Here is a 25,877-nt window from a genome sequence, read left to right on the forward strand (position 1 = left end):
CATGAATTGACACGGTTTTTAAGGATTAGCGCAAAAACGAAATTGTGTTTAGTATTTTCTGCAAATATCAGCAGGTAGAAATGGGAGTTTTTGCAAAAGGTTTTTCTTTCATAAACTCAAAACACTTCTAAACACAGATTGACTAATCCCGTATCTCAAGGTTCAACAGTCAGTGCATTAGGACTAATACCACAGGAGCCATCAGGGTTGATTAGAATAAGATCATAGGTTTCGCCTGTAGGTATTAATCCCGTTGCTACAGAAACCTGTATTGTAGCTGCATCCAGAAAAGTGACTGAATTCTTCAGCCAAATGGCCGTGCCACCGGATGATGGATTTACAAAGACATAAGGTTTATCTTGTAATTCTACTCCATAAATTGTGCTAACATAAACGGTGACATCAAAGTCTACGCTAAGGGATACAGTGTCCGGAGTTACTGAGAGAATAGATATCTCCTGATTATCTGTGACTTGTACAGCTTCGTTTATAGAGGTATAATGACCAGCAGAATCAATGACCTTCAAACCAAATATTTCTGTTGTACTCGCTGTGATACCTACCGGAATAATGGCTTCAAGTTCATTGGAGCTCATAGCCGAATACTCGAGCGAATATGGTCCGTAATTAAAACTGATCAATTGAACTTCAGCAGGTGTCTCCGTAAACCCAATTGTATTAATGGTAACAGCATTTTCCACACCATTATAAAGAATTGGTGGAAGAATAGATTCTATGGAATAATCTAAACTTAGGCAACCTCCATCATCTGCAAAGCCACTGCAATCATTATCCAGTCCATCACATATTTCCATGTTACCCGGATAAATATCAGCATTGGTATCATCGCAATCTAAGTCTGAGGTATAACCATCTCCATCAGCATCTGTCCCATCCAGACCATCGCAATTCGTATCTCTCCCATCTATTGGGTCAGGAGCACCAGGGTAAATGGACGCATCCATATCATCACAATCCCCATCACAGGTAGTGTACCCATCTTCATCCATGTCTACACCATTATCTACGACACCGTCACAGTCGTTATCAATCAAATCTCCGCAAATATCAATAGCTCCAATATTGATGGTTGGGTCCGTATTATCACAATCATCGAGCCCTACATATCCATCAAAATCATCATCACCACATAAGTGATCAGATCCACTGCAATTGTTATCTATACCATCACTGCACACTTCTTCGGCCCCTGGATAAACAGTGTCATCCAGATCATCACAATCTCCGTTGTAACCATTAATTCCATCCCCATCCTGATCAACAATTCCACAATGGTTCATAACAAAAATCGCTTTATCCTCACTTGTCCATGTGGCATCAAAATAACTATTCTGATTTACATAGATTTCTAACGAACAGCTAAAATCGGAACAACTCAATACCTCCGGATTACTTGTCATACATTCATTAGCACAGTTCGTATCTTCGCCACAAGCTTCCACACAGTTATATGCCTGAGTCAAAATAGCCACACAGGCCGAAATCACACATTCTTCATCTATCAGGCCATCACAATCATTATCAACCCCATCACATATTTCTAGTGGAGTTCCCGGTTTATTGTAGGAGTCTGAATCATCACAGTCATCTGCATTTTCTACAAACCCCTCTGGTAATGAACAAGCCTGAGTGGTACTATCCGGATCACCATAACCATCTGAGTCTGCATCTCGATAGTAGGTTGTGGTCACATCATTATCTATTATTCCATCGCAATCATTATCCAACCCATCACAAAGCTCCATTGCCATTGGATTGATAGAAGCATTCTCATCATTACAATCATCGCTGTTATTCACAAAATAAAGCGGGGCATTCACTCCAGTGGGAACCCAAACAGGAAATTTTGGGTTTCCGTAACCATCTTTATCGGAATCCTGATAATAATAGGCACCAGAGTAGGTAGGCAAAACAACAGATTGAACACTGGTATCTTCCCTTATTTGCAAGATGCCTGTTTCGCTATCAAAGCTGATCTGAGATATCAATTCATTGGCAGGACTGCTGTCGCCATCACCACCAGACCTTTGCGAATAAAGGGCATATGGAACCGAAACCAGTTGAAACACTCCGGTACTTACAAAATCACTGGTATTATTTGCATCAATGCTAACTTCCAAAAACTTATTGGCACTACCCCAATCAATTGATTCAAAAGAACTTCCCGAGGCATTTCCTCCACCAATCTGAAGTGAAAAGAGACCAATGGAATTTGTCTTAACGGAATGTGACTCTGAATATATTATCGCACCACTTGCTTGACCTTCTCTGATGGATAATTGAATTTGTACATCTGAATTTGAAATAGCTTTACCAGTATTGTCTAAAGCAATTGCCTGATAGTTGATCAGTGCAGGAGATTGGCCGTGAACAAGACTTACGAAAAGTATTAAGAGGAATGCGTAGAAGAGTTTCATAGCAGTGATTAATTTTTGATGACTTTGAATTGTTCTAAAAATTCATCATCAATGGAAAGAAGTTGTACCAGGTAAGCCCCCACCGCAAATGATTCAAAATCTATTTCGTTGGTTTCAGGAAAGGTATAGATTAACTCTCCAGACAATTGATAGATTTTAACTCTGAAAACTGCCCTGTCGGGAGATTCAATAAGTAGTTTCGTGTGGACCGGATTCGGGTAAACAGTAATCAATTCATGATCACCAGTACTTATATTAAGCAATTCCTGACCAGGAGTATCCACAATTATCAGGGGGGTGTAGAGTAGACTGAAACTTTCATGTTGAGAAGTTCCGGTTATCAGGTCACCTATTGAATACACCACTCCACCAGTAGGAAGTATTTGCGACCCGCTATTGAGCTGATAAAATGTAATTTGCTGTGCTGACGCAGAAAATTGAATTATCAGAAAAACGAATAAAGTGGTCAGACCTGACTTTTTCATTAGACTAGATATTAGCCTTAATTGAATTTAAGAAAAAATCAGCACATTGATTACCAGTAGGTTAGCTTTTATTTCATCACCTACAAGGGTTCAATAAATCAAAAAATCCACCCCTTCTTCAAGAGGTGGATCCTATAGTGAATCGTAGTTGAACGATCCAGTATTAAAAGGTCATTACCTGAGCACCTTCTTTGATACGCTCATGAATAAACCCTGAACCTTCTATGCTCACACCGGCAATAAAGTCCCCGGCCTCATAACCTCTAACCTTCGCGCATGGAGGGCATACACCAACAGGACATCCATTATTAATAATGCCATCAACCATTTCCTTCATCGATGGATCCAGTGGGTTTAGGTGCACGTTATCGGCTGCTCCTTTTCTTACCCAATCTACAGCTGCACTTACTAAAAACACTGACACTTCCAGCCCTGATTTTACTCCTCCATTGGCGATGCTCCAGGCCACCGAAGCGCGTTCATTGTCCAGACCGTGTGAAATAACTACTACAAGTTGATTTGTCGTTTTCATGATATAATTTGTTTATGATAAATGGTTAAATGATTTTCTTATTGACCAGGAGTGTAAACATGAAGGCTTATCGCAGGTTCATCGAAGGGATTCCCAACCGCATGAAGTCCTATGCGATCGTCGATATAGGTCATCGCATCCTTTTGATAAACACTCACAGATAATAGCTTTGGAGATTCTTCTTTGGTATATCTCATTTCCTCCAGACTGCCACGTAACACTTTGAATACACATCCTCCTTTAGGATGTCCGTGAATGTTACCGATGAAGCCCTTCTCCCAACGAATCAGAACAACCTTCATCAATTCATTCTCGATGAGGACGTGGTTTCTTTCAGGGTTGGACAGAAACTTATGAAGCATTCCGGGATGTATCTTATCCTGAACTGATTGCAACACCAGTAAAAATTGAAGCGCAGAATAAGGAGGGTTAGCAATGTTGAGACTCTCGAAGAGATCTGCCAGCACAAATCTTAAATCAGGAATATGTCCGTTTAAGATGGCCTTATTGGCTCTAGGCAGGATCATTTCATTCACCACGTCTAAAGAGGAGAATGGATACCTGTTGCTAACTTGAATGGTGTTTATTAAAGAGTTCATGATGTACTGCTTTGTGATTACAGTACAAAGAACCTATGATCAGCGAAGGATCATTTTGCTGAAAAGTCCAATGACTTGACTATTTAGGCCAATGGGAATTTTAGACCGTAAGTAGTTTCTTTTTATAGTCTGTAGGGTTCCTTCCAGTGACCTGTTTGAAAGCCCGGCTGAAATGAGAAAGGTCTTCGAAACCGGATTGATAGGCTATCTGGGAAACACTCCCCTCCGAATTGGCTATGAGATTGGCAGCATGAGAAATGCGACGTTGAAGCAGCCACTTACCAGGAGATTGCTGATAGATTTGATTGAACTCACGCTTAAAAGATGAAAGGCTGCGATGGCTCAGTTCCGCATAGTCTTCAATACGAAGGTTAAAGCAGAAATTTTTCTCCATCACATGCTCTAGCGAAGGTCTGTCCGTATCCGCCAGACGATTGAAATAAGAGGTAAGAGAAGGATTGCCATTCATGAGGTTGATCAGCAACTCCTTTAGTTTCAAAACCAATATATGATCCGGTGGCCTGTTTTCACCCCTGAAATAAGATAACATAGAATGAAAATACCCCTCGAGGTAATTCGAAGAGTTGATCTCTAATCCTCTGAAATCCGATTGACTGTTTTCTTGCTTAAGAGAGGTTTGACCCCTGACCTCATTGTAGGTTTCCCGGATCAAATCATCTGAAAGGAAAAAGCCGAGCATACAATACTCGTCATCAAAATATTGGTGGATTACCTCGGCTCCCTTTTTTAAATATAATGTCTGTCCTGGGGTCAATGTCCATTCACCATCAATTGTTCTATAAGTCTTCTTTCCACTGAGTACGTGAACAACATAGTCGTTTTTGGAAAAGATGCCTATATGCTCCGCATCAATAGGACAGGTATACTCAAGACATACCGTATCGCGATACTGAAAGCGGTTAAAGCTCAGATTTTCTTTAACAATCTTGTAGAAATTAAGCATTGGAAATCAGGTTGACCTCCTTAAAGATACTTATACCCCATTAAATGCGAAAGTTCCTAACCACCCTTTCGGATATGGGTCAACCCTATTTCAAATCCTAGATGACCTTAACGTCAGTAGCATCCATGCCTTTCATTCCTTTTTTGGCTATGAATGAGACCTTATCACCTTCCTGAATGGGCATGCTGAGATTGCTCTGATGAACGAAAAAGCGCTCCTGGCTACCATCCTGATTAATGAAGCCAAAACCTTTATTAGTGTCGAAGAAAGTTACCCGCCCTCTTCTTTCCGGATTTGCATCTTCTTCCGACTTTTTAGGAATCCCAATTTCGATACTGGATGCATCAATTTCCTCCTTTTTAGGATCTTCATCAGGTGGTGAATCCAGAATGTTTCCATCGGCATCCACATAAGCCATCATAGCATCTAGTGAGCTATCTTTTGGGTTGGCTTTGCGTTCTTCCTTCTTTTGTTGTTTCTCCTTACGCTTTTGTTGACGTTTTTTCTCCTTTTCTTTCTTGTTGAACGCATTCTGTGATCTAGCCATATATTACTTTCTGGTTTTTAGTGTTAATAAAATTAATCTGCCAAAGCCGAAAGTTGAACTCAACTATGACAAATTATAAGCTAATGAATTCGCTTTACCTACAGGAAGATGATGCCGAATTGATTCTGAGCTGCTCGTTGAAAGGCATGCTAACCTCATTACTCAAAGTAAGCTGTCTTCGAACGAAAACAGATAGTCAGGTTAAATGATTAAAAGAGCAAAATTAATCCTGCAAGGAAGTACTGCGAAGTTACGATTTATTTTAGGGACTACTCTCAAATGTCCTGCATTTCTTATTTAGAATTAAACTATTCCAATTCATTTTTTGACCTAACCCTCACACCTATAAGTAGTTATTTAAGTATTTGTCTTGCTATAACCAGTCTTTGGATTTCGGAAGTTCCCTCTCCGATTTGCAACAACCGCTGATCTCTATAAAAACGCTCAACATCATATTCCTTCATCAACCCATAACCTCCATGGATTTGCACTGCTTCATCTGCTACTTCCTTGGCTATCTCTGAGCAGTAAAGCTTTGCCATGGCCGCTTCCATTCCGAAAGGTTTTCTTTTCTGTTTTAGCCAACACGCTTTGTACAGCAGGTTTCGGGCTAACTCTATCTTCATTGCCATATCGGCCAGTTTGAATGAGATGACCTGGAACCTGGCAATTGGACGGCCAAACTGCTTTCTCTCCTTGGAATAGGCCAAGGCACGCTCATAAGCTCCTTGTGCACATCCCAAACCCATGGCAGCTATTGATAAACGGCCACTGTCGAGGGTACTTAACATGATTTTCGATCCATTTCCCCGCTTCCCAAGGATGTTTTTTCTAGGCACCTTACAATCGTCAAAAAATAGCTGTGAAGTGTCAGAAGCTCTCCACATCATTTTTCCATGCATTGTCTGACTGGTAAACCCTTCAGTACCACGTTCTACAATTATCGTGGATATCTCTTTACGTCCGTCTGAATGCACATTCGTGATCGCCTGGACCGTCACTCCGATATTCATGTCGCTTGAGCCATTGGTAATGAAGGTCTTGGAACCATTGATGACCCACTCGCCCTTCACTAATTTGGCATTGGTTTTACTCCCCCTGGAATCACTGCCGGCTTCGGTTTCGGTCAATCCGAAAGCCCATAGATGCTCGCCGGTGCATAATTCTGGCAGGTACTTCTCCTTTTGCTCTCTTGAACCAAATTTCAAAATGGGGCCAATTCCCAAAGAATTATGAGCCGCTACTGTAGCGGCCTGTGAGCCATCGACACGTGCTAATTCCTCAACAGCAATGATATAGGACAAAACATCCATGCCCTGACCTCCATACTTGTTTGGAACCAGCATTCCAAACAAACCAATCTCTCCGATTTTACGCGTGAGCTCCGGAGAAAACTCTTCTTTGTCGTCAAGTGCCTGAGCCTTGGGTTGAATTTCCATCTCAGCGAATTCCCGCACTGTCTGACGGATCATATCATGTTGTTCGTTGCAATAGATATCCATGGGTTTGGGGTGTTAAGTTGTTTATTTGATCTGGTATTGGGGTAATATTTCTTTGGGTACCTCTACCTCCCTATTCAATAGAGCAGAGGCGAAGGTTTTGCCCTGAGGGTCAGTTCTGCCGGAATAGGTGCCACCGCCATCAAGGGCCTCCGTCAGATGAAAATTGAGCGCGTTCAAATTATCCAGTTCATACCTTGTGACTGTTCCCTTGCACAGCGATTTAAACCATTCGTGAACTTTTTTAGCCGTGATATTTTGAACGAGCCATGAGTAAATAAGCTCATTTCTTGCCAACACTCCGATATTGACAGTATTGCCTTTATCACCGGATCTGGCCAGACAAACCTCCAACAATTTCACTTCAACAAGATCCGTGGACCACTGATGATCCTTTGACTTTACCTTATCCGAATGGATTGTAGGTAAACTAGTATAAGTAGATGGGATATAGCTACTTATAACCTTTGAGATTCCATCGTTTATCTCGTGTATATAACTTTCTATTTTGGTACAATCTACCAATGCCGGCCAATACTTTAATACCTCTTGAGGTTTAGGTCTTCCTCCCGTTACAGCCACTCCCGGAGGACCACTTAGGATCATCGCTGATAGTTGTCTCGAGAACATGTCTAACTTGCTACGATCAGGATCAAAGGCCACAAACTGGATCAGAATTTCATTAGGACTGATTGTATTTGCCAGTGCCTGGTGGGTAGAATCATACCCAATAAAGTTCGTCGACGTCTTCTCAAATTGAGTGCCCACACGCTCCCAAAAGAGCTTTTGAAATAGTTGAGCTTTTTCCAACGCATCAGGTGCACTTAAGATTAAACTACCAGAAGCCTTCCAGCCATGATGATAAGACATCGAGACTTTCCAGGTCTCCGGTGAAGGTTTGCCCTGGGCTCCTATTACTCTTACCTTATCATTCCCCTCATCTACCAGTCGAACGCTTGTTACATCTGCGATGACATCTGGCCCATAGTAGTTTTCAGGATCATGTATTTCATAAACCAATTGTTCTTTCACGGTAAATTCTGTCACCATTCCTCCGCATTGGGGGCTTTTGGTTACAGTGAAATCTCCATTTTCCTCCATCATTATAATAGGAAAGGCCATTTCATCCCAGCTTTTAATAGTTTGCCAGTCGGTAAAATTGCCCCCCGTGGCCTGAGCACCACATTCTATGATATGACCAGCAATCATTCCGGCTGCAAGAAGATTCCAATCATCGGGCTTCCAGCCAAACTCGTACATTAGAGGTCCAATGGTCAGCGCACTATCCGATATTCTTCCTGCAACAACAATATCTGCCCCATTCCGAAATGCCTCAGCTACAGGCACTGAACCCGTATAGACATTGGCTGATTGCACCCGGTCGCGAACCTGATCAAGACTTAATCCCTCTTCCATATTCCTAAGGTCATGGACCTCCGTAGCGCATTTCTCGAGGCGATCGACGATGTTATCACCTGTTATGGCAAAAATCCTTTTTTCAATGCCCCGGCTTCGTAGTTCTTTTTGCAAAGCAATAGCACATCCAATGGGGTTATTCCCACCGGCATTGGTCACGATTTTTGCATCAGATTGCCTTAGTTCATCACCGGCAAGAAGTACATGATCAATAAAATCCTGCACATATCCTTTTTCAGGGTCTCGGTTTTGGAGTTTTCGCAAAATACTCATAGAGACCTCTGCGAGATAATCGGCATTGACATAATCCAGGGCTCCGAATTTAAGTTGTCGTTTTAAGGCCAATGGATCATCTCCCCAAAAACCACTTGCATTACCAATTCTGACCACCTTTTTAGTCATTGTTCTGCCATTTAGGTTTGCGTTTCTCAAGAAATGCTGCCATGCCTTCTTGTCCTTCTTCAGACATTTTTGCCTTTACGATGGCCTGCACCGTATGCTCTTTCATGTCGAATTCGCTCCAGTGGTTTGCCACCTGGTCGATCAGGTATTTGCAGGAGCGTTGGGCATGAGGCCCTCCAAGCATCAATTCATCCAAAAGGGAGGTTAACCTGATTTCAACATCCTCTCCCTTCAGCGATTCATTCACCAGGCCGCATTGTTGAGCCTTGTAACCGTCAAAACTTTTTCCTGTAAGCATCAACTCACGGGCTGAGTATTCCCCTATCCTTTTGATAACATAGGGGGCGATACAGGCCGGAATGATGCCTAGCTTTACTTCGCTGAAAGAAAACCTTGTGGATTCATCCGCCAATACAAAATCGCAGGCTGCCACAATCCCATTGGCACCCCCCATGCAGGCTCCATGAACCACTGCCACGGTAGGTTTTTCACATTCGTAAACAGCTTGAAAACAGTCTGCAAGGATGACGCTCTCGGCATAGTAACCATCATAACCTCTCTCAGAAGATCCTTTCATCCATTTCAGGTCAGCTCCGGCACAAAAGACGGAGCCTTTGCCTCTGATAATAATTACACGGACCCGGTCATCGTTGTCAAGGAGATTGAGCGCATTCAGTAGCTCCTCGATAACTAATTCGTTGAATGCATTTCTCACCTCAGGGCGATTCAACCAAATTGTGGCTGTCCCATTATGCTGTTCTACCTCAATCAATGAATTGTTCATGATCGTTAGTTTACATCCTAAAAACGCCGTATTTGGTGTCTCCAATCGGCTTCTGCATAACCACCCGAAGGCAATGCATCAAGGTCTTTCGAGTGTCTACCGGGTCAATGACTCCGTCGTCCCAAAGGCGTGCTGTGCTATAGTAGCAAGAGCCCTCGGTGTTGTATTTATCTGTAATGCTGTTTTTTAATGTTTGCTCTTTTTTGGAGTCCAGCGTTTCATTCTTCGCAGCTAATTGGTCCTTTTTAATTGTTACCAAAACATTGGCCGCCTGTTCCCCACCCATTACTGAAATTTTGGAATTGGGCCACATAAACAGAAAGTGGGGATCATAGCCACGCCCGGCCATAGCATAATTTCCGGCACCGAAAGATCCTCCAAACACCAGCGTGATTTTGGGAACTTCTGTATTGGCGACCGCATGGATCATTTTAGCGCCATCTTTTGCCAATCCATTTTGTTCATAATACTTACCCACCATGAAGCCCGTAATGTTCTGAAGGAAGATCAATGGAATCTTACGAGAGCTACATAATTCAACGAAATGCGCACCTTTAAGGGCCGACTCCGAGAAGATGATGCCATTGTTACCAATAATCCCTACAGTTTGTCCTCCTATTTTTGAAAAGCCACAAATCAATGTCTTTCCGTAACGTGCTTTAAATTCCTGGAATTCTGAGCCATCCACAATTCTTGCTATCAGCTCACGAGAATCCATGACCCTTCTGGCGTCAGAATGCACCATACCATAAAGCTCCTTAGCATCGAAAAGAGGTTCCTTAAATTCAGGTGTTTCCTGCGACTTTGATGCGGGAATATTCGAAAAAATGGACCTACAAATACGCAAGGCGTCTTCATCGTTATTGGCCAGATAGTCTGCCACGCCTGATTTCGACGTATGCATCTCTGCCCCGCCAAGATCCTCGGCAGTGACATCTTCTCCGGTGGCAGCTTTAACTAGCGGAGGCCCGCCAATGAAGATCGTTCCCTGATTCTTTACCATGATGACTTCATCGCTCATGGCCGGGACATAAGCGCCTCCCGCAGTGCAAGAACCCATAACAACAGCGACTTGTGGTAACCCAAGTGCTGACATACGGGCCTGGTAATAGAAAAACCTTCCAAAATGAAAACGATCAGCAAATACATCTGCCTGATCAGGAAGGAAAACTCCCCCGGAATCTACCAGATAGATACAGGGAAGCATATTCTGCAATGCGATCTCCTGCGCACGCAGGTGTTTCTTAATGGTATATTCGATGTAAGTGCCACCTTTCACAGTGGCATCGTTGGCAATAACCACAACATGATGCCCTTGCACAATACCTAAGCCCGTAACAATTCCAGCTGATGGAAACTCATTGTCTTTTATGTTGATTGCAGCAAGCGTAGATAATTCAAGAAACTCTGTTCCCGGATCAATAAGGTGTTGGATACGTTCACGGGCAGTTAGCTTACCGCGTGATTTGTGTCGGATAGTATTTTCGTCTTTATCACGCTCTAATACCTGTTTTTTGTAAGTAGTAAATTGCTTAAGATAACGACGATAGGCCTTTTCGTTAGCTTTATACTCATCGGATTTTGGGTCAATCTTTGTCTTAATTGTTTCCATGCTCTTAGGGGTGTCGAACTTGAAACATCCTTAGTGTTTGACGCCAAGCTACGTGAATTTTTTAGAAACATAGCTCACTGCGTACACTTTGTGATGAATGGTATTCAATTAAACAGAAATAACTGACAAGAGGTTTCAGAAGCATTTTCGGAGAAACAAAAAAAGCGCAGCAGATGCTACGCTCTTAGGTATCTTAAAAGAAATATTATTTCCTAAAACTCTACAATTTCAAACTCCGTCCTACGGTTTTTCGCTTTTCCCTCCGCAGTACTATTATCTGCGATTGGTGTTGTTTCACCATATCCTTTGTACTTCAATCTCTCAGCAGGAACGCCCGCCAGCACCATATAATCTACCACTGCCTTAGCGCGTTGTTCTGAAAGCTTTAGATTCAATTCATCGGAACCAACATTATCAGTATGCCCTCCAATCTCAATAACCATTGTAGCATTCTCTTCCAAAAGCGTCACAGCCTTATTCAATTCGACATAGCTAATTGGTTTCAAGGTCGCTTTACCACTTTCAAAGAAGATGTTATTCAAGACCACTTTAGTTCCTTTCTTAATAGGCTCCAATGAAATGTCCATGGAGATTTCTTCATAGTTGGCATCTGAAGGAATATCAAAACTCTGAGAATAGAAGAAGAAGCCTTTACTGTTAGTAGAGACACTATAACTCCTTCCGGCTGGTAATACAATAAGGTACTCACCGGTCACAGAGTTACTTTTATTAATGGCAATGAGCTCTCCGGAATTGATATCCTCGATTAATACTACCGCTCCCAGTGGTTCGTTCGTTTCAGAATTGGATACGATACCCTGGATAACCACAGTTGGTTTAGGTTTCAGGTGATCAGGAAGCTCTACCTGATAGATGTCGTAATTTCCCGGATCAATCCTGGAAGAAGCAAAATAGCCTATACCCTCTGCCGAGATACTGAAATTGGTATCATCACCTGAAGAGTTTACTGGAGCACCCAGGTTGACCGGCTTGGACCATTTACCATTCTCAAACACACAGTAGAATATATCAGCGTTACCATATCCGGGGTGACCATCAGTAGAATAATAAAGGGTTTTACCATCCGGGGCCAGGTAAGGGCTTTTTTCATTTAGCGGTGTATTTACAGTGCTTCCAAGGTTTTGAGGAATTCCCCAGTCTCCCAGGTGATTTTTCTCTGACATATAAAGATCAGATCCACCATAACCACCTGAACGGGCAGAAGTAAAGATGATCCTCGTTCCATCTGAGCTAATGGTCGGTTGTGAATCCCAATCGCTGCTATTGATGACATTCCCCATATTGGTAGGTTCACTCCATTCAGTACCATTCAATTGAGTGATATACAGATCACAATTACCTACGCCCTGCTTTTCATCACCGCATCTTACGTAAACCATGGTTTGTCCGTCACCAGTAAAAGCTGATCCGAAATCATCTCTCAGGGAATTCAATGGTTGTGGCAAAAGCTCCGGAACACCCCATGAGCCATCTGTCATGGTAGAAACATATAGATCTTCTCCCCAATGCGCTGTCTGAGTGGTGTCTGAACGGTAATCAAACCCGCCTTTTCTTACACTTGTAAAATATAACTTGGTTCCTGTTGGGCTTACCTGAGGCATGTAGTCACCATATGAACTGTTGATAGCACTAACCTCCCGCGGCGTATCCATCGTTGTAGCCTGTTCCCTGATCTTCGGGCTTTTGGTAGCATATTCTACCCTGTTTTTTGCCATGTGTTCATTCATGGTAGTGTTAGGGCCCTTTGGTAAGCGTTGCATATAGTTGGACAGACACCATTGAGCATCTGAGAATCTACCAAGAGCGATCAAAGGCTTGCTCGCTTCATAATAGAATGTGTAGTCATAATTCGGATTGATTTTGGCTACCATCTCAAAAGCTTTGGCAGCATCTTCATATCGGCCCTTATAATTGCAGGCCATACCTAGAAAGTAAAAGGATTTCACGTCCCGTTGATTATAACGTGTAGCTTCCTGAAACTTCTGAATAGCCTCATCAAGGCGATATTGTTTATAATATTCCATGCCCTTGTTAAAGGCTTCCTGGCCCTGAGCAAAACAGACAGAACCGACCAGTAACATTAAGAAACTAAAAATGGCTAGCTGAGTTTTCATATTTGGTAGTTGGTATAGTGGATTAAATTGAATCTTTACTCTGGAAGTAAAACTTCATGAAATTATGAAAAATACCAGTAAATCAGGAAGTTCAGACTAAAAAATATTTAGTAATTCGGTTATCAATGAAATTTTGATTGGTAATTACCATCTTAATTGAAGGTTTTTATACCAACATTCTGAAGCCCATCTGGTTTAATTATTCCAAGTTATAAGCTATCTTTATATAAAGCCTAATCATGTACTTCATACTCAACAGAGCCCCTTTCAGAATGCTCCTCATTCTGATTATCACTGTTTTCAGTTTGAGGCTCACCGCACAGGATTCATTAAAAATCTACAAGGAAAAGGTCAAGTTACTGGAGCTGACAGAGCTTGTTCAGTCTATGACCCAAAGGTCATTACTCATCCCCGGCTATCAGCCCGAACTAAAGGCTTTGGTAGCTCGGCAGGCATTCAATTTTTGGCAGCAGAATGAAGAGGAAAAGTTGGTTTCACATTTGAATGTGTATGCATCCTTACATCAGGCTAATAAATTCCTTGAATATGATTCATCAATAATGTCCTACGGTTACAACCAGATATTAGGACATAGCCAGATGGTGGTGTCATTGGAGAAAGGTAGTGATCCTAACTACTTCTACTCCGCCGGATCTGATGGCCGAGTATTAAAATGGAACATTAATAGACCAAAAGGAATACCCACCACGATATACGAAGAGCAGGATCTCATCAGGTCAATTGATGTGAGTGATAATGATAAATGGCTGATGGTTGTGACGAAGAATAGTGGCGTGGTCATTGTAAACCAAGAAAGTAGTGCCGAAATTGATCAAACCATCCGGGACATGGAGTTGGTTCAGGCTGCAACCTTTTTACCCAACAAAGATGCTTACCTGACAGTCAACAAGAAGGGTGAAGTAAAAATCAAAGGCTATGAATATCCGGATGAGGCTGTGGGACAAATTGCATCTAAAGTACTTTCTGTAGTCATTAGCCCCGAGGATTACACCGCCTATTTAGGAACTGAGGCAGGTAATGTTGCCAAAATTCAGGAATCAACCGGAAATGGAGATCTAAGTATCATGTTTCCAAAAGCTTATGCGATCAACGCCCTCGATATTAGCCCAGATCACAAGTTACTGGCTATTGGGCGGGAGTTAGGTGATGTGGTGATTTGGGACATTGAAGCCAAAGAGCCGCTCCGAATAATCTCAGGTCACGAATCTGCGGTTACGGATGTTGAATTTAGTCCTGACAACACAATGCTGGTCTCTGCCAGCCGGGATGGAACAGCAAGAATTTGGGATATTCAAAACACAAGAAAATTGCCAATTGTGCTGGACGATCATGAGGACTGGGTGATGACCGTGTCTTATAGTCGCGATGGAAAACAAATCATCACTGGTAGTAAAGATAATTTCATCCGAATATGGCAGGTAGATCCCGAAGTACTGGCAGATCGCATATGTGATGCGCTAAACAGAAACCTTACCGAAGAGGAATGGAAAGAATATGTAGGTCAGGACATACCCTATCAGAAGACCTGTGAATAATCAATCGGAATCAGGTAAAAGGATGTAATTTCGCGATTTTACCAAGTATCCCAAATTTGTCCTACAACCCTTACGAAATTGAGCTTCCGGTAACGGAAATTATAGATGATGTTAAGCTTCATCTGAAAAGCGAGAATACCCTGATAGTTAATGCTCCTCCGGGTGCCGGTAAGAGTACCCTGCTCCCTCTGGCTTTAAAGGATGAGTCCTGGTTAAAAGACCAAAAGATATTAATGCTGGAACCCAGGCGTCTGGCAGCAAGATCAATCGCTTCAAGGATGTCTGACTTGTTGGAAAAACCTGTTGGGAACGAGGTTGGCTATAGAGTAAGGTTTGATAACAAAGTCTCTGATAAGACACGTATCGAAGTATTGACCGAAGGTATTCTTACCAGGATGCTACTCTCAGATAATAGCCTGGATGGTGTGGGAATGGTCATCTTCGATGAATTTCATGAAAGAAGTATTCACGCTGATGTAGCCCTTGCTTTTTGCCGTGAAGCACAGCAGGTACTCAGACCTGATTTAAGAATTATGATCATGTCAGCAACGCTGGATACCCCTACCTTGACCAGAACACTTAATGCAAAAAATATAACAAGTGCTGGCAGGCAATATCCGGTTGAAGTCATTTACTCGAAAGAAGAGCAGGACACTATTATGCTGGTGGAAAACTGTGCCCGAACAGTGGTCAAAGCCAGCAAGGAAAATGAAGGCGATATATTGGTTTTTCTACCAGGAGAAGGAGAAATACGAAAAGTAGAATCCATCTTAAGATCAAACCTAAAAGGTTTCGCCATTCATCCGCTGTATGGCCAACTTCCCCAAAACAAGCAGTATGCAGCTATTATGCCGGACAGAAATGGCTTGAGAAAGGTGGTTCTGGCTACTTCTATTGCCGAGACAAGTTTAACAATAGAAGGGATCAAGGTAGTTGTAGACAGCGGCTATGGACGAACGTCCAAATTTGACCCTAAATCCGGTTTGTCAAGGTTAGAGACCGTTCAAATCACCAAGGACTCGGCAGATCAGCGAGCCGGCCGTGCCGGCCGATTATCAGAAGGAACTTGCTATCGCATGTGGAGCATGGGAGCTCATCATAAATTCGTTGAGCACCGCACGCCGGAAATCATGGAAGCTGACCTCACCCCTCTCGTGCTTGACATGGCTCAATGGGGTGTGAAGGACATCAGTCGGCTTACCTGGCTTGATCAACCACCCAAAGGAGCACTAGCGATAGCATCAGAACTACTTCATGATCTCGGAGCCCTCGAAAATGGCCGAATAACAGAACACGGAAAAACCATTAACAAACTACCATGCCATCCTCGAATTGCCCATATGCTGGCCCTGGCCGAAGAAGAAGATCAAATTCCTTTAGCAGCAGATTTGGCTGCTCTATTGGAAGAACGTGATCCTATGGATCGCGACACAGGGATAGATATAAACCTTAGAATTGAGTTGTTGAGAAGGTTAAGGGACGAAGCAAGGCTGAATAAAAAGTTTGCTCGCATTGAAAAGGTGGCAAAAAGCTATCGAGATATGTTCAATGTTAAACCAGATAATGAAGCAGTGGATCCGTATGAAACTGGCATCATACTTTCATATGCCTATCCTGAACGAATTGCCTGTGCCAGACCGGGAAACAATGCTCAATTTCAACTTTCAAATGGAAAGCTCGCTATGGCTGGCCATCGTGATGATCTCGCTCATGAAGCATGGCTGGCAGTTGCACATATGGATGCTAGAGATGGGATGGGAAAGATATTTCTGGCCGCACCACTCAACCCAAGAGACCTCGCTCCTTTGGTGAAAGAAAAAGAAAATATTACCTGGAATAGTAAAAACGGTGGTCTCATTGCAAGTAAGGATCTATGCATTGGGAGAATTGTTCTAAAATCTACTCCACTACCTGATCCTGATCCTTCTCATCTTAAGAAGGCTATTTCTGAGGCGATTCGTAAAGAAGGTGAACGGCTTCTTGACTTTAATGAAGATGTGCATCAATGGCAAAGCCGAGTCATGTCTCTTCGCAAATGGAACCCACAGGAAGGTTGGCCGGAGGTAACCACTACCTCCCTGCTTCAAAGCAATGAAGAGTGGCTGTTCCCCTACCTTGATAACATCAAGAAACCTGAAGACCTTAAGAAAATTGATCTTACGAAAGTATTACATCACCACCTTTCATATGAACTCCAACAAAAGCTGGATGACCTTGCTCCGGAGTATATTCTGGTGCCAAGTGGTTCAAAAATACGGCTGTTGTATCGTATGGATGCTGAACCTCCAATTCTATCTGTCAGGCTGCAGGAAGTATTCGGGTTAGAGGACACTCCTAAAGTCAATGGAGGAAAAAAGGGTGTACTGATGCACTTGTTGTCCCCTGGATTTAAACCGGTCCAGGTGACTTCAGACTTAAAAAGCTTCTGGGATAACACTTATTTTGAGGTTAAAAAGGATTTAAAACGAAGATACCCCAAGCATGCATGGCCGGATGATCCATGGAAGGCAGAAGCTGTCCGCGGCGTCAAACGCAAAAAGTAAAAATGGCAGTCTACAATTAATTACCAAAAAGGCTTCGCGCAAACACGAGCTTCATCCTCTTCTGGAAGTTCTCAATCACCTTGAAAATCTCTGTGACGGTCACCACCTCAATCTTTGTAAGTGAATCGGGACCGACAAAGTTGTGTGGAGCTGTATGATCCTGAATGATCTGCATGGCCTGATACTTCAGCCTCATTCCCATGAGATAGTAGTAAGACTGCATCAGTTCCTCAAAATCTTCGGGAGAAAACACCTTTCTTTCTTTTAATTCAAGCAGCCGTTCACCTGTATTGGTTTTGAGGATTTTATGCTTCAAAGCAAAAGCTCTCACCAAATCTACAATCGGAGTCATCGCTTTCTTGATATCAAACACCTTTCTATCATCCTGTTCGATGGTTCGTATACTTCGAAAAAAGTTTAACGGCGGCTCATATTTCAATGCATTATTGGCCAACTGGACAAAAAACAAGTCATTCGGATTATCCAGTTTTTGCAATATGTATTCCTTCAGGTCATCTAGCAGTTGGGGGTCTCCATAGATCAGCCGACAATCAAAGAAGGTAGAAAAGTTCATAACTGCCTGTGCATTAGGTTGATCGATCCACTCGTCATAGTTGCGCTTCCAATGCGAAAGGGAATGAGTCCATTTCGGATTTTGTGCCATAAGATCACCCTGGCAATAAGTGAAACCAATTTCATTCAGCTGAGCAGAGACCAAAGAGGCAAAATGCAGAAAATACTTCCTGGTTTTCTCCCGAAACTCGTTGGCCTTGTCTTCATAAATGATCGCATTGTCCTGATCAGTCTTTAGTGTTTGCTCTCGACGGCCTTCACTACCCAAAGACATAAATACAAATCGAGCCGGGGGCTCTCCTACCTCATTAATTACATTTTCGATGACTTTAAGAGCAATCGTATCAGTAACTGAAGTGATCACCTGGTTGACAAGCTCAGATTTGACCCCTCGGCTAAGCAAGCCATACACAATCTCTGGCACCTGTGCCCATTTTTGCTTGAGTTCCTCCGTCGTGCGGGTGAGTCTTACAGATTGGATAAAAACAAATGGAGATTGCGCCTGATCAGAAATCAATTTATTTCTACTGACCATCCCGATGTCTTTCCCATTAGCCTGAACCACCAAATAGCGAATCTTGTTGGCAAACATCATCAAAACCGCTTCATAAATGAAGGAGGTCTGACTGATACGATAGATGGGACCTTCCATGATTTCTTCAACGGCTATTGAAGATGGCCTTTGCTCACTTACAATTTTGTTTCGAACGATGATATCGGTGATGTAGCCAGCTAATTCACCTTCATTTTCAACAAACAAGCAGCTCGTTTTATTTTCCTCCATCAGACGAGCGGCATCATGAGTTGGTGTATTAATCGGGCACGTTACGATTGGAAGCAGGTTGACACTTTCGATTCTTCTAACAAAATAGCGATCAAAAATCAGGTTGTCGGAGTCAACTACCTGCCGCGAAACATAACTGGAAAATCGCTCCTGAAGCATTTCCTTGCCAAAGGATGACAGGAAGTAATCATAAAAAGCAGTATTGGCTTTACAGAGGTTCCTGAATATTTGACCTGATAATTGATAGACCGTGGTGTTTTTCCTGACTTCTACACTTCGAATTGATTTACCATTATTGAGCAAAATTGAGAATGCTCCATAACAACTGGACGATTCCAGAGAATCTTCAAGTTCCTTTTTTCCATAACTATTGTAAAAGAATGTATTGTATCCACCCTCTTTGATAATATCCAGACCTGTCAGCGGAGTTTTGTGTTGCTCATAGATAACCTCCTTCTGCTCAAAGTACTTTAGCTTCAATTGCTTGCTTAGTTCCAAAAGGGTGTTGTCATCAAGATTATTGAATGGTTCTGTAAGCTTTAAGAAGGTGAATGCCTCATTCATAAAATCATCCAAAAAATTAAAATAAGTAACACTACAAAAGGCAGGCCGCAACCAAGGCTGCTTTTCCCTGGATTGGACTTAGTTTCTTGAGAAAATTGCCCTATCTCCAATAAGCGCTGTTCTGCGAGTTGAAAATAGCATTTTACCGTAGCCTGAACGTCCAATAAGGCATCATGGGTTCTATCGATCTTTGAAACAAAAAGTCTGTTGTAGAGTTCCTCTAGCTTCAGATACTTTCCTTTTTTGAAAGGGTTCATAGCCTTACTGGCAATCATCGTACAGAAACTACGTGCATCAGCTAGAATATTTTCAAGTCCCGAACGAATCATAGCGACCTGAAGCATTTTGTGATCCAACTCCACAAAATGTCCAACCAAAATGGGGTTGTAATAATTATAATCGGCTATAAACCTTTCAATTACCAGGCGACGTGGCTTGCCTTTAATTCGGAGCTCATCGAGGGTAATTCCATGAATTTTCTGAGACTCGATGTCAATAGAAATCCCCTCTTCATATACAAAATGGTTTTCTGTCTTAATGAGGTTCCTTTCAAAGTCGTAGATCTGCCAGGCTATCTGAATCAGATAGGGCCACTTATCTAGCCTGGTTATGGGGGATTTAATTGATGAAGGCATACCTGATGTTTCGACATCAACAAAAAGCAAGTACCCCTTCATCAATATTATTTTATATGTGGTTGAAACTTATCACCACTCGGTATGGAAGATGCCTTCCATATCCACTCTTTCATAGGTGTGAGAACCAAAATGGTCTCTTTGAGCCTGGATCAGGTTAAGCGGTAATCTTCCGGAGCGGTAAGAATCGAAATAGCTCAAACTTGCTGATAGACCTGATGCCGGAATACCTCCTGCAACGCTATAGCCAACTACTCTTCTCATAGCACCCGCATTCGCATTAAGCTCTGAAGCAAAACCTTCATCCAACAATAGGCTACTCAAATCATTGTTCTTAGAAAATGCTTTTCTCATTTCCTCCAATAACCCGGCACGGATGATGCATCCACCTCTCCAGATTTTGGAAATAACTTCCAGGTTGCAGCCATAGCCATATTCCTTAGAAGCAGCGACCAGCTGGGTCATCCCCTGCGCATAAGTGATGATGAATGCGAAGTATAAGGCATCTTCTACATCCTCAACAGTCAAGCCTACGGAAGGGATGGCCGGAGACTCATATAGCTTTTCAGCAGCTACACGATCATCCTTCAACGCAGATATTTCTCTCATGGAAACAGAAACATCGATAGTTGGAACAGGAATGCCTAAATCCATGGCATTCTGTGACGTCCATTTACCTGTACCTTTTTGTTTTGCTTTATCCAGGATCAGATCAACCAGATGCTTTCCGGTCTTATCATCCATCTTAGTGAAGATTTCTGAAGTGATCTCAACCAGGAATGATTTCAACTTTCCCTGATTCCATTTGGTGAAAGTCTCATGAAGCTGCTCGTTGCTCAGACCTAAGCCTGTTTTCAACACCGTGTAAGCCTCAGAAATCAACTGCATCAAGCCATATTCGATGCCATTATGAACCATTTTTACGTAGTTTCCAGCAGATTTTGTACCCATGTAATCAACACATGGTTCACCATTCACTTTAGCAGATACAGCTTCGAAAATTGGTTTTACCAGTTCATAAGCCTTCTGATCTCCACCTGGCATAATGCTGGGACCAAATCTTGCTCCTTTTGCTCCTCCTGATACCCCGGAACCAATGAAGTAGATCCCTTTTTCATTGAGGTAATCCCCTCTTCTATCTGTGTCGGTAAAAAATGAATTACCGCCATCTATAATAAGGTCACCTTCATCTAACAATGGTAACAGGTCCTCAATAACTGCATCTACAGGTCCTCCCGCAGGAACTAACAACATAATTTTACGTGGAGCGGAAAGGTTTTCAATAAACGCTTTCTTATCAATGGTGCCATCAACCGGCTTGCCTTCACCTTCCTGCTTTAATGCAGCAACTTTTTCCGGGTCCGTATCAAGGCCGAAGGCAGAAAAACCATTATCCGTTACATTCAAGATAAAGTTTCGTCCCATTACACCAAGACCTACCAGGCCAAAATCATAAGATCCTTTACTCATTGTTTTTATAAATTATTATCCTAACTATGCGCTTCTAAGTAGTTTTACTGAGAAATCAGGCTCGAAGTTTAACAATATCTTCGGCTTTTCCACCTGATTTCAACCAATTATCAAAATATTTGCAAGATTTTTATCGAATCAGACAATTTATGGCAAATGTAAAAATAGAGGATCAGATATTAGTCATTTTTGGCGCTTCTGGTGATCTGACCTTAAGAAAATTGATACCAGCTGTCTTTAATCTGTACAAAAGAGGTTATTTGACAGAGAATTATCGCATCCTTGGTGTGAGCCGGACAAGTTACACAGACGAGGAATATCAGAAGATTGGTGTATTGGACAACCCGCACCTGGCCAAGGAAGATGCGGACGAATTGTTAGATTTTTCCAAACACGTCCAATATGAGTCTATAAGTACTTCTGAGCTTGCCGGATATGAGAAGTTAAATGATCGACTCCAACTTATTTTCAAGGAAACAGGTACCACTAACTGTATTTTCTACCTTTCTACTCCTCCTAGCCTTTATGAAGTGGTAAGTAAGAATCTCGCGCAGGTTGGACTTAGCGATGAGTCTAAAGGATGGAAAAGGTTAATTATTGAAAAGCCTTTCGGTTATGATTTGGCTACAGCCAAAGACCTGAATGCCAAGCTACTAGAATGCTTTGAGGAAAATCAGATCTATCGTATCGACCACTATCTTGGTAAGGAAACGGTTCAAAACCTATTAGTAACACGTTTTGCCAATAGCATATTTGAGCCGCTTTGGAACCGAAATTATATTCACAGAGTGGAGATTACCTCAGGGGAAAGCGTAGGTGTTGAGAAAAGAGGTGGCTACTATGACAAGTCAGGTGCGCTAAGGGATATGATCCAGAATCACCTCCTTCAGTTGGTTTCACTTGTGGCGATGGAGCCTCCTGCCAGAATGGATGCTGATTCGATCAGAAACGAAAAGACTAAACTTTTTCAATCCTTAAGACCACTAACGGATGAGGATATCAGAAAGAATGTAATTCGCGGACAGTACACCGGTTCGTCTTACAAGGGAGAAAAATTTGCCGGATATAGAGAAGAAGAAGGTGTTGATCCGCAATCACGCACAGAGACCTTTGCGGCCATTAAGTTCTTTATTGACAACTGGAGATGGGCGGACGTTCCTTTTTACGTAAGAACGGGGAAGAGACTTCCAACTCGGGTATCAGAGGTAGTTATACATTTTAAACCTAGTCACCACCACCTTTTCAGCAATAGAAGACTGGCAAACAACCAAAACGTATTGGTATTCAGGATTCAGCCTAATGAAGGTGTTTTGCTTAAGTTCGGTCTGAAGGTTCCTGGCGCCGGCTTCAATGTCGAGACGGTAAACATGGACTTCCTCTATGATGAGCTTACAGATTCTTATGTTCCTGAAGCTTATGAAAGATTGCTTTTGGACTGTATGCAGGGAGATGCTACCCTTTATGCTCGTGGGGACAGTGTTGAAGCAGCTTGGGATTTTGTAGACCCTATTTTGAAGGCCTGGAAAACAGAGGATATACCGGTATATGGTTATCCGGCAGGAACATGGGGACCAGAGGCCGCAATCAACATGATCGAAGGTGAAAACATGAGTTGGAGAAACCCGTGTAAGAACCTGACCAATGATGGCGTCTACTGCGAACTATAATCACCAAAATTTCTATTCTCGAAATCATTAATAATGAATAAATACATTTTTGATTCATCAGCAGAGGTTGCCAAGGCCTTTGCTGATTTTTATCTGGAGCATTCAAATGATGCTCAACCTTATCACGTCGCATTGTCAGGCGGCTCCACTCCTAAAATCCTGTTTGACCTGATTGCAAAGGACTACGTAGATAAGTTTTCCTGGAGTAACATTCACTTCTGGTGGGGTGATGAAAGATGTGTAGCACCTGACGATGATGACAGCAATTATAAAATGACCAAAGAGCGCTTGTTGGACAACATCGATATTCCGGAAGCCAACATTCATAGAATATTAGGTGAAAATGATCCTGCAGGTGAAGCTGTGCGCTATGGACAGGAAATTGAGCAATTCCTTCCTCAAACGAATGGATTGCCAAAATTTGACCTGATCATATTAGGTATGGGACCTGATGGTCATACGGCCTCCATATTCCCTCACGAAATGGAACTTCTGGATGCGGAATCAGTTTGCGCCGTAGCGACTCACCCTGAATCCGGACAAAAGAGAGTGAGTTTGACAGGTAAGGTGATCAATAATGCTGCACAGATAGCATTTCTGGTAACCGGAGCCAACAAATTCGAAAAGGTTGATTCCATTTTTGAGAAAAAAGAAGATCACAAACTTTATCCTGCTGCGTATATTCGGCCATCTAATGGTGAGTTAAGTTGGTTTTTGGATCAGGCCGCTATCGGAAAATAAGGGCTTACCTTTTTCAAAGCCTCGAGGGTGATTAATTTTGCTCCAACATTTAATTACTTCAAGAACGAATGAGGCTAGGTCAGTTAGCAAGGAAATTTGACGTTACTCCGCAGGAAATCATCAGTTATCTAAAAACAAAAGGGATAACTGCAAACCCACACCCCAACTCAAAGCTTGACGAAGAAGCTGAGGCGTTGGTTTTGGAGCATTTCGATATTTTACCTGAACAACCCATTGAGATGGAATCGGTGGATACTGCAGCTGATGAGTCGAATGTTCCAGAAGACCTGGATGTGCCTATTTCACATGAGACCATTGACGAAGTTGAAGACAATCCTGAAGAGGATTTAACGGTCACGAGTGAAGTTGTCTCAGAACCTCAAGAAGAAGTTACTTCCCCTATCAGAACGGCTACAGTAGGCGAAATTCTTGAATCTGAAGAAGAGGGTTCTGAATTGGATGTGCACTTGATCAAAGCACCGAAAGTTGAGCTCGACGGTCTGAAAGTAGTCGGTAAGATTGACCTACCTGAGCCTAAACCAAAATCTGAAACTCAAGGCGCCGAGCAAGAAGATAGGCCCGGAAGAGAACAACGGCAAAGGGGTAACAGAAAACCCAGACTTTCTGAAGAAGAACGCGAAAAGCGCCGCCTGAAAAACAAAGAGTGGAAGAAAAAGCGTGAAGCCTGGCAAGCCAAAAAGCAAAAAGAAGCCGAAGAGGCCCGCATCAAAGCTGAAAAAGAAGCACATTATCGAACCAAAATAGCCCAAAAGGCCACCAGTCCCTCAAAAGGCAAAAAAGCTACAAAAAAGAAGAAGAAAACCGGGGAAGCTGTTCCTGAACGACCTCAACCCAAGACTGCACTTGGAAAATTCTGGAGGTGGTTAAACACCTAGATTGATCAAATTCTCTACAGCCCTTTTAAATCGGTCCGGTTTATTGATAATTTTATAGAATGAATTGGTTTTTCTCGCTTATATGGACCGCTGTACTTTTCTGCTTTTTTTTGTTCCCTGAACTGTCTAACGCGCAAAACACTTCCTATTTTGTTGGAATAAAGGAACAGGGAGAACTAGTCGCGGAGACTATAGAGCTGAGAAATCCGGGTACTGAAATCGAACATTTACTTGTCAATGGAGAAACTGAAATCCCTATTGAAGAAGTAAACTATTTTCAGTCTCACGAAGGCTTTTTTTTGGTAAAGCAGATTGAACCGCTTGGATACGTTAAGTTAAAAAACATTATACAGGGACCAGTTTCTGTATATCACCTGTCTACAAGGTATTTCAGGCCAGGCCTTCAAGGTGGTCTCCCCATAGGGTATCATGATATTTCAGAATATTATTACCTGAAAGACGCCGAAATGATATCCCTCACTCCTCAAAACTTGAAAAGAGACCTTGCCAGTGATGAGCAAACTGTCAAAGCAATTAAGCGACTTCGGAGGCGTAAGCTTACCAAGGTGGTTTTAGCTGCTGCTGGTGTTTCCCTGATGGTAGTAGGAATAAATAAAATGTTTACTTCAGAAATCACGAACGGAACTTACAAGCAATTTCAGTTTTCGATGAATCCTCCATTTCTTATTGGGCTTCTAATGGTGGCAGTCCCACTCACCGCAATGAACAACAAAGATGAACCTACAGTTTTCGATATTATTGAAGACTACAATTCACGAAAGGCAGCTTCTTCGGAACAGAATTAATTTCCGTGTAAGCAGGAAAGCAAGTCTCGCTATTTCATCTCTCCTTCTAACTTAAGACAAGGAATGGGAAAGGGTGTTAGTTCCTATTTATTGGCATCAATATCGATTCCTTGATCAGGAATTACCCATTTCATATACCTATTTTTTTATTAGGAGAACTCTATGAATTTAATTGTTGAGTGGCAACCTGCCTTATCCCACCTAACTAAAAACCTCAATTTTATCTTGA

At 42.4% G+C, this 25,877-nt stretch carries 20 protein-coding genes; 6 read left to right on the plus strand and 14 right to left on the minus strand.

Going from position 1 to position 25,877, the window contains the following annotated elements; all coding sequences use genetic code 11:
- Window positions 1-155: 155 nt before the first annotated feature.
- The 11 genes from NXR94_RS10280 to NXR94_RS10330 all read right to left on the minus strand — a co-directional run bounded on the left by NXR94_RS10280 (window position 156) and on the right by NXR94_RS10330 (window position 13,413).
- Window positions 156-2,438, minus strand: coding sequence for a putative metal-binding motif-containing protein (locus NXR94_RS10280; RefSeq protein WP_258104542.1), 2,283 nt, complete (start codon window positions 2,436-2,438; stop codon window positions 156-158).
- Between the two features lie 8 nt (window positions 2,439-2,446).
- On the minus strand, window positions 2,447-2,923 hold the full coding sequence (locus NXR94_RS10285) for a T9SS type A sorting domain-containing protein (RefSeq protein WP_258104543.1): 477 nt from the start codon (window positions 2,921-2,923) through the stop codon (window positions 2,447-2,449).
- 163 nt (window positions 2,924-3,086) lie between these two features.
- Window positions 3,087-3,455 (minus strand): DsrE family protein, encoded by a 369-nt coding sequence (locus tag NXR94_RS10290; protein WP_258104544.1) that lies wholly within the window; start codon window positions 3,453-3,455, stop codon window positions 3,087-3,089.
- A 38-nt stretch (window positions 3,456-3,493) separates the two neighbouring features.
- A complete protein-coding gene (locus NXR94_RS10295) occupies window positions 3,494-4,054 on the minus strand; it encodes a cysteine dioxygenase family protein (RefSeq protein ID WP_258104545.1) in 561 nt (186 codons plus the stop codon).
- A gap of 100 nt (window positions 4,055-4,154) precedes the next feature.
- On the minus strand, window positions 4,155-5,018 hold the full coding sequence (locus tag NXR94_RS10300) for an AraC family transcriptional regulator (protein WP_258104546.1): 864 nt from the start codon (window positions 5,016-5,018) through the stop codon (window positions 4,155-4,157).
- Between the two features lie 97 nt (window positions 5,019-5,115).
- Window positions 5,116-5,565 carry a cold shock domain-containing protein gene (locus tag NXR94_RS10305; protein ID WP_258104547.1) on the minus strand — a complete coding sequence of 150 codons (450 nt, stop codon included), beginning with the start codon at window positions 5,563-5,565 and terminating at the stop codon, window positions 5,116-5,118.
- Between the two features lie 353 nt (window positions 5,566-5,918).
- Window positions 5,919-7,067, minus strand: a complete 1,149-nt coding sequence (locus tag NXR94_RS10310; protein ID WP_258104548.1) for an acyl-CoA dehydrogenase family protein — start codon at window positions 7,065-7,067, stop codon at window positions 5,919-5,921.
- A gap of 21 nt (window positions 7,068-7,088) precedes the next feature.
- Window positions 7,089-8,882 (minus strand): acyclic terpene utilization AtuA family protein, encoded by a 1,794-nt coding sequence (locus NXR94_RS10315; RefSeq protein ID WP_258104549.1) that lies wholly within the window; start codon window positions 8,880-8,882, stop codon window positions 7,089-7,091.
- Complete coding sequence (locus tag NXR94_RS10320; protein WP_258104550.1) at window positions 8,875-9,666, minus strand: enoyl-CoA hydratase-related protein; 792 nt, start codon at window positions 9,664-9,666, stop codon at window positions 8,875-8,877. The genes NXR94_RS10315 and NXR94_RS10320 overlap by 8 nt, the downstream gene beginning before the upstream one ends.
- Window positions 9,667-9,676: 10 nt before the next feature.
- The gene (locus tag NXR94_RS10325) at window positions 9,677-11,278 is read right to left on the minus strand and encodes a carboxyl transferase domain-containing protein (protein WP_258104551.1); all 1,602 of its coding nucleotides are present in this window, start codon (window positions 11,276-11,278) and stop codon (window positions 9,677-9,679) included.
- Between the two features lie 212 nt (window positions 11,279-11,490).
- A complete protein-coding gene (locus tag NXR94_RS10330; RefSeq protein ID WP_258104552.1) occupies window positions 11,491-13,413 on the minus strand; it encodes an OmpA family protein in 1,923 nt (640 codons plus the stop codon).
- 239 nt (window positions 13,414-13,652) lie between these two features.
- Between NXR94_RS10330 and NXR94_RS10335 the strand changes: the two genes are divergently transcribed.
- Both NXR94_RS10335 and hrpB read left to right on the plus strand, forming a co-directional pair.
- Window positions 13,653-14,969: a WD40 repeat domain-containing protein gene (locus NXR94_RS10335; protein ID WP_258104553.1), complete on the plus strand. Its 1,317-nt coding sequence runs from the start codon at window positions 13,653-13,655 to the stop codon at window positions 14,967-14,969.
- A 56-nt stretch (window positions 14,970-15,025) separates the two neighbouring features.
- A complete protein-coding gene (gene hrpB / locus NXR94_RS10340) occupies window positions 15,026-17,512 on the plus strand; it encodes an ATP-dependent helicase HrpB (protein ID WP_258104554.1) in 2,487 nt (828 codons plus the stop codon).
- Between the two features lie 16 nt (window positions 17,513-17,528).
- Here the strand turns inward: hrpB and NXR94_RS10345 are convergent, their stop codons facing one another.
- The 3 genes from NXR94_RS10345 to gndA are packed head-to-tail and all read right to left on the minus strand — an operon-like array spanning window position 17,529 to window position 21,538.
- A complete protein-coding gene (locus tag NXR94_RS10345; RefSeq protein WP_258104555.1) occupies window positions 17,529-19,433 on the minus strand; it encodes a DUF294 nucleotidyltransferase-like domain-containing protein in 1,905 nt (634 codons plus the stop codon).
- The gene (locus NXR94_RS10350) at window positions 19,430-20,110 is read right to left on the minus strand and encodes a 3'-5' exonuclease (protein WP_258104556.1); all 681 of its coding nucleotides are present in this window, start codon (window positions 20,108-20,110) and stop codon (window positions 19,430-19,432) included. The genes NXR94_RS10345 and NXR94_RS10350 overlap by 4 nt, the downstream gene beginning before the upstream one ends.
- Window positions 20,111-20,140: 30 nt before the next feature.
- Complete coding sequence (gene gndA, locus NXR94_RS10355; protein WP_258104557.1) at window positions 20,141-21,538, minus strand: NADP-dependent phosphogluconate dehydrogenase; 1,398 nt, start codon at window positions 21,536-21,538, stop codon at window positions 20,141-20,143.
- A gap of 149 nt (window positions 21,539-21,687) precedes the next feature.
- Here gndA and zwf point away from each other — a divergent pair, with 149 nt between their 5' ends.
- From zwf to NXR94_RS10375, 4 genes are all read left to right on the plus strand, one after another.
- Window positions 21,688-23,205 carry a glucose-6-phosphate dehydrogenase gene (zwf, locus tag NXR94_RS10360; RefSeq protein WP_258104558.1) on the plus strand — a complete coding sequence of 506 codons (1,518 nt, stop codon included), beginning with the start codon at window positions 21,688-21,690 and terminating at the stop codon, window positions 23,203-23,205.
- A 33-nt stretch (window positions 23,206-23,238) separates the two neighbouring features.
- Window positions 23,239-23,946: a 6-phosphogluconolactonase gene (gene pgl, locus NXR94_RS10365; RefSeq protein ID WP_258104559.1), complete on the plus strand. Its 708-nt coding sequence runs from the start codon at window positions 23,239-23,241 to the stop codon at window positions 23,944-23,946.
- 68 nt (window positions 23,947-24,014) lie between these two features.
- Window positions 24,015-24,842 (plus strand): translation initiation factor IF-2 N-terminal domain-containing protein, encoded by an 828-nt coding sequence (locus NXR94_RS10370; protein WP_258104560.1) that lies wholly within the window; start codon window positions 24,015-24,017, stop codon window positions 24,840-24,842.
- A gap of 59 nt (window positions 24,843-24,901) precedes the next feature.
- Window positions 24,902-25,648: a hypothetical protein gene (locus tag NXR94_RS10375; RefSeq protein WP_258104561.1), complete on the plus strand. Its 747-nt coding sequence runs from the start codon at window positions 24,902-24,904 to the stop codon at window positions 25,646-25,648.
- Window positions 25,649-25,877 lie beyond the last annotated feature (229 nt).

It is taken from the genome of Marinoscillum sp. MHG1-6 (assembly GCF_024714475.1).
Classification (GTDB): domain Bacteria; phylum Bacteroidota; class Bacteroidia; order Cytophagales; family Cyclobacteriaceae; genus JAMZMI01.

What these genes read in the sequence shown, in the direction of transcription:
- pgl (WP_258104559.1), top strand. Translation starts at nt 23,239, where the DNA reads ATGAATAAATACATTTTTGATTCATCAGCAGAGGTTGCCAAGGCCTTT.
- NXR94_RS10285 (WP_258104543.1), bottom strand. Translation starts at nt 2,923, where the DNA reads ATGAAAAAGTCAGGTCTGACCACTTTATTCGTTTTTCTGATAATTCAA.
- NXR94_RS10345 (WP_258104555.1), bottom strand. Translation starts at nt 19,433, where the DNA reads ATGAATGAGGCATTCACCTTCTTAAAGCTTACAGAACCATTCAATAAT.
- NXR94_RS10325 (WP_258104551.1), bottom strand. Translation starts at nt 11,278, where the DNA reads ATGGAAACAATTAAGACAAAGATTGACCCAAAATCCGATGAGTATAAA.
- NXR94_RS10330 (WP_258104552.1), bottom strand. Translation starts at nt 13,413, where the DNA reads ATGAAAACTCAGCTAGCCATTTTTAGTTTCTTAATGTTACTGGTCGGT.
- NXR94_RS10320 (WP_258104550.1), bottom strand. Translation starts at nt 9,666, where the DNA reads ATGAACAATTCATTGATTGAGGTAGAACAGCATAATGGGACAGCCACA.
- NXR94_RS10375 (WP_258104561.1), top strand. Translation starts at nt 24,902, where the DNA reads ATGAATTGGTTTTTCTCGCTTATATGGACCGCTGTACTTTTCTGCTTT.
- NXR94_RS10280 (WP_258104542.1), bottom strand. Translation starts at nt 2,438, where the DNA reads ATGAAACTCTTCTACGCATTCCTCTTAATACTTTTCGTAAGTCTTGTT.
- NXR94_RS10290 (WP_258104544.1), bottom strand. Translation starts at nt 3,455, where the DNA reads ATGAAAACGACAAATCAACTTGTAGTAGTTATTTCACACGGTCTGGAC.
- NXR94_RS10315 (WP_258104549.1), bottom strand. Translation starts at nt 8,882, where the DNA reads ATGACTAAAAAGGTGGTCAGAATTGGTAATGCAAGTGGTTTTTGGGGA.
- NXR94_RS10305 (WP_258104547.1), bottom strand. Translation starts at nt 5,565, where the DNA reads ATGGCTAGATCACAGAATGCGTTCAACAAGAAAGAAAAGGAGAAAAAA.
- NXR94_RS10295 (WP_258104545.1), bottom strand. Translation starts at nt 4,054, where the DNA reads ATGAACTCTTTAATAAACACCATTCAAGTTAGCAACAGGTATCCATTC.
- gndA (WP_258104557.1), bottom strand. Translation starts at nt 21,538, where the DNA reads ATGAGTAAAGGATCTTATGATTTTGGCCTGGTAGGTCTTGGTGTAATG.
- NXR94_RS10370 (WP_258104560.1), top strand. Translation starts at nt 24,015, where the DNA reads ATGAGGCTAGGTCAGTTAGCAAGGAAATTTGACGTTACTCCGCAGGAA.
- zwf (WP_258104558.1), top strand. Translation starts at nt 21,688, where the DNA reads ATGGCAAATGTAAAAATAGAGGATCAGATATTAGTCATTTTTGGCGCT.
- NXR94_RS10335 (WP_258104553.1), top strand. Translation starts at nt 13,653, where the DNA reads ATGTACTTCATACTCAACAGAGCCCCTTTCAGAATGCTCCTCATTCTG.
- NXR94_RS10350 (WP_258104556.1), bottom strand. Translation starts at nt 20,110, where the DNA reads ATGAAGGGGTACTTGCTTTTTGTTGATGTCGAAACATCAGGTATGCCT.
- NXR94_RS10300 (WP_258104546.1), bottom strand. Translation starts at nt 5,018, where the DNA reads ATGCTTAATTTCTACAAGATTGTTAAAGAAAATCTGAGCTTTAACCGC.
- NXR94_RS10310 (WP_258104548.1), bottom strand. Translation starts at nt 7,067, where the DNA reads ATGGATATCTATTGCAACGAACAACATGATATGATCCGTCAGACAGTG.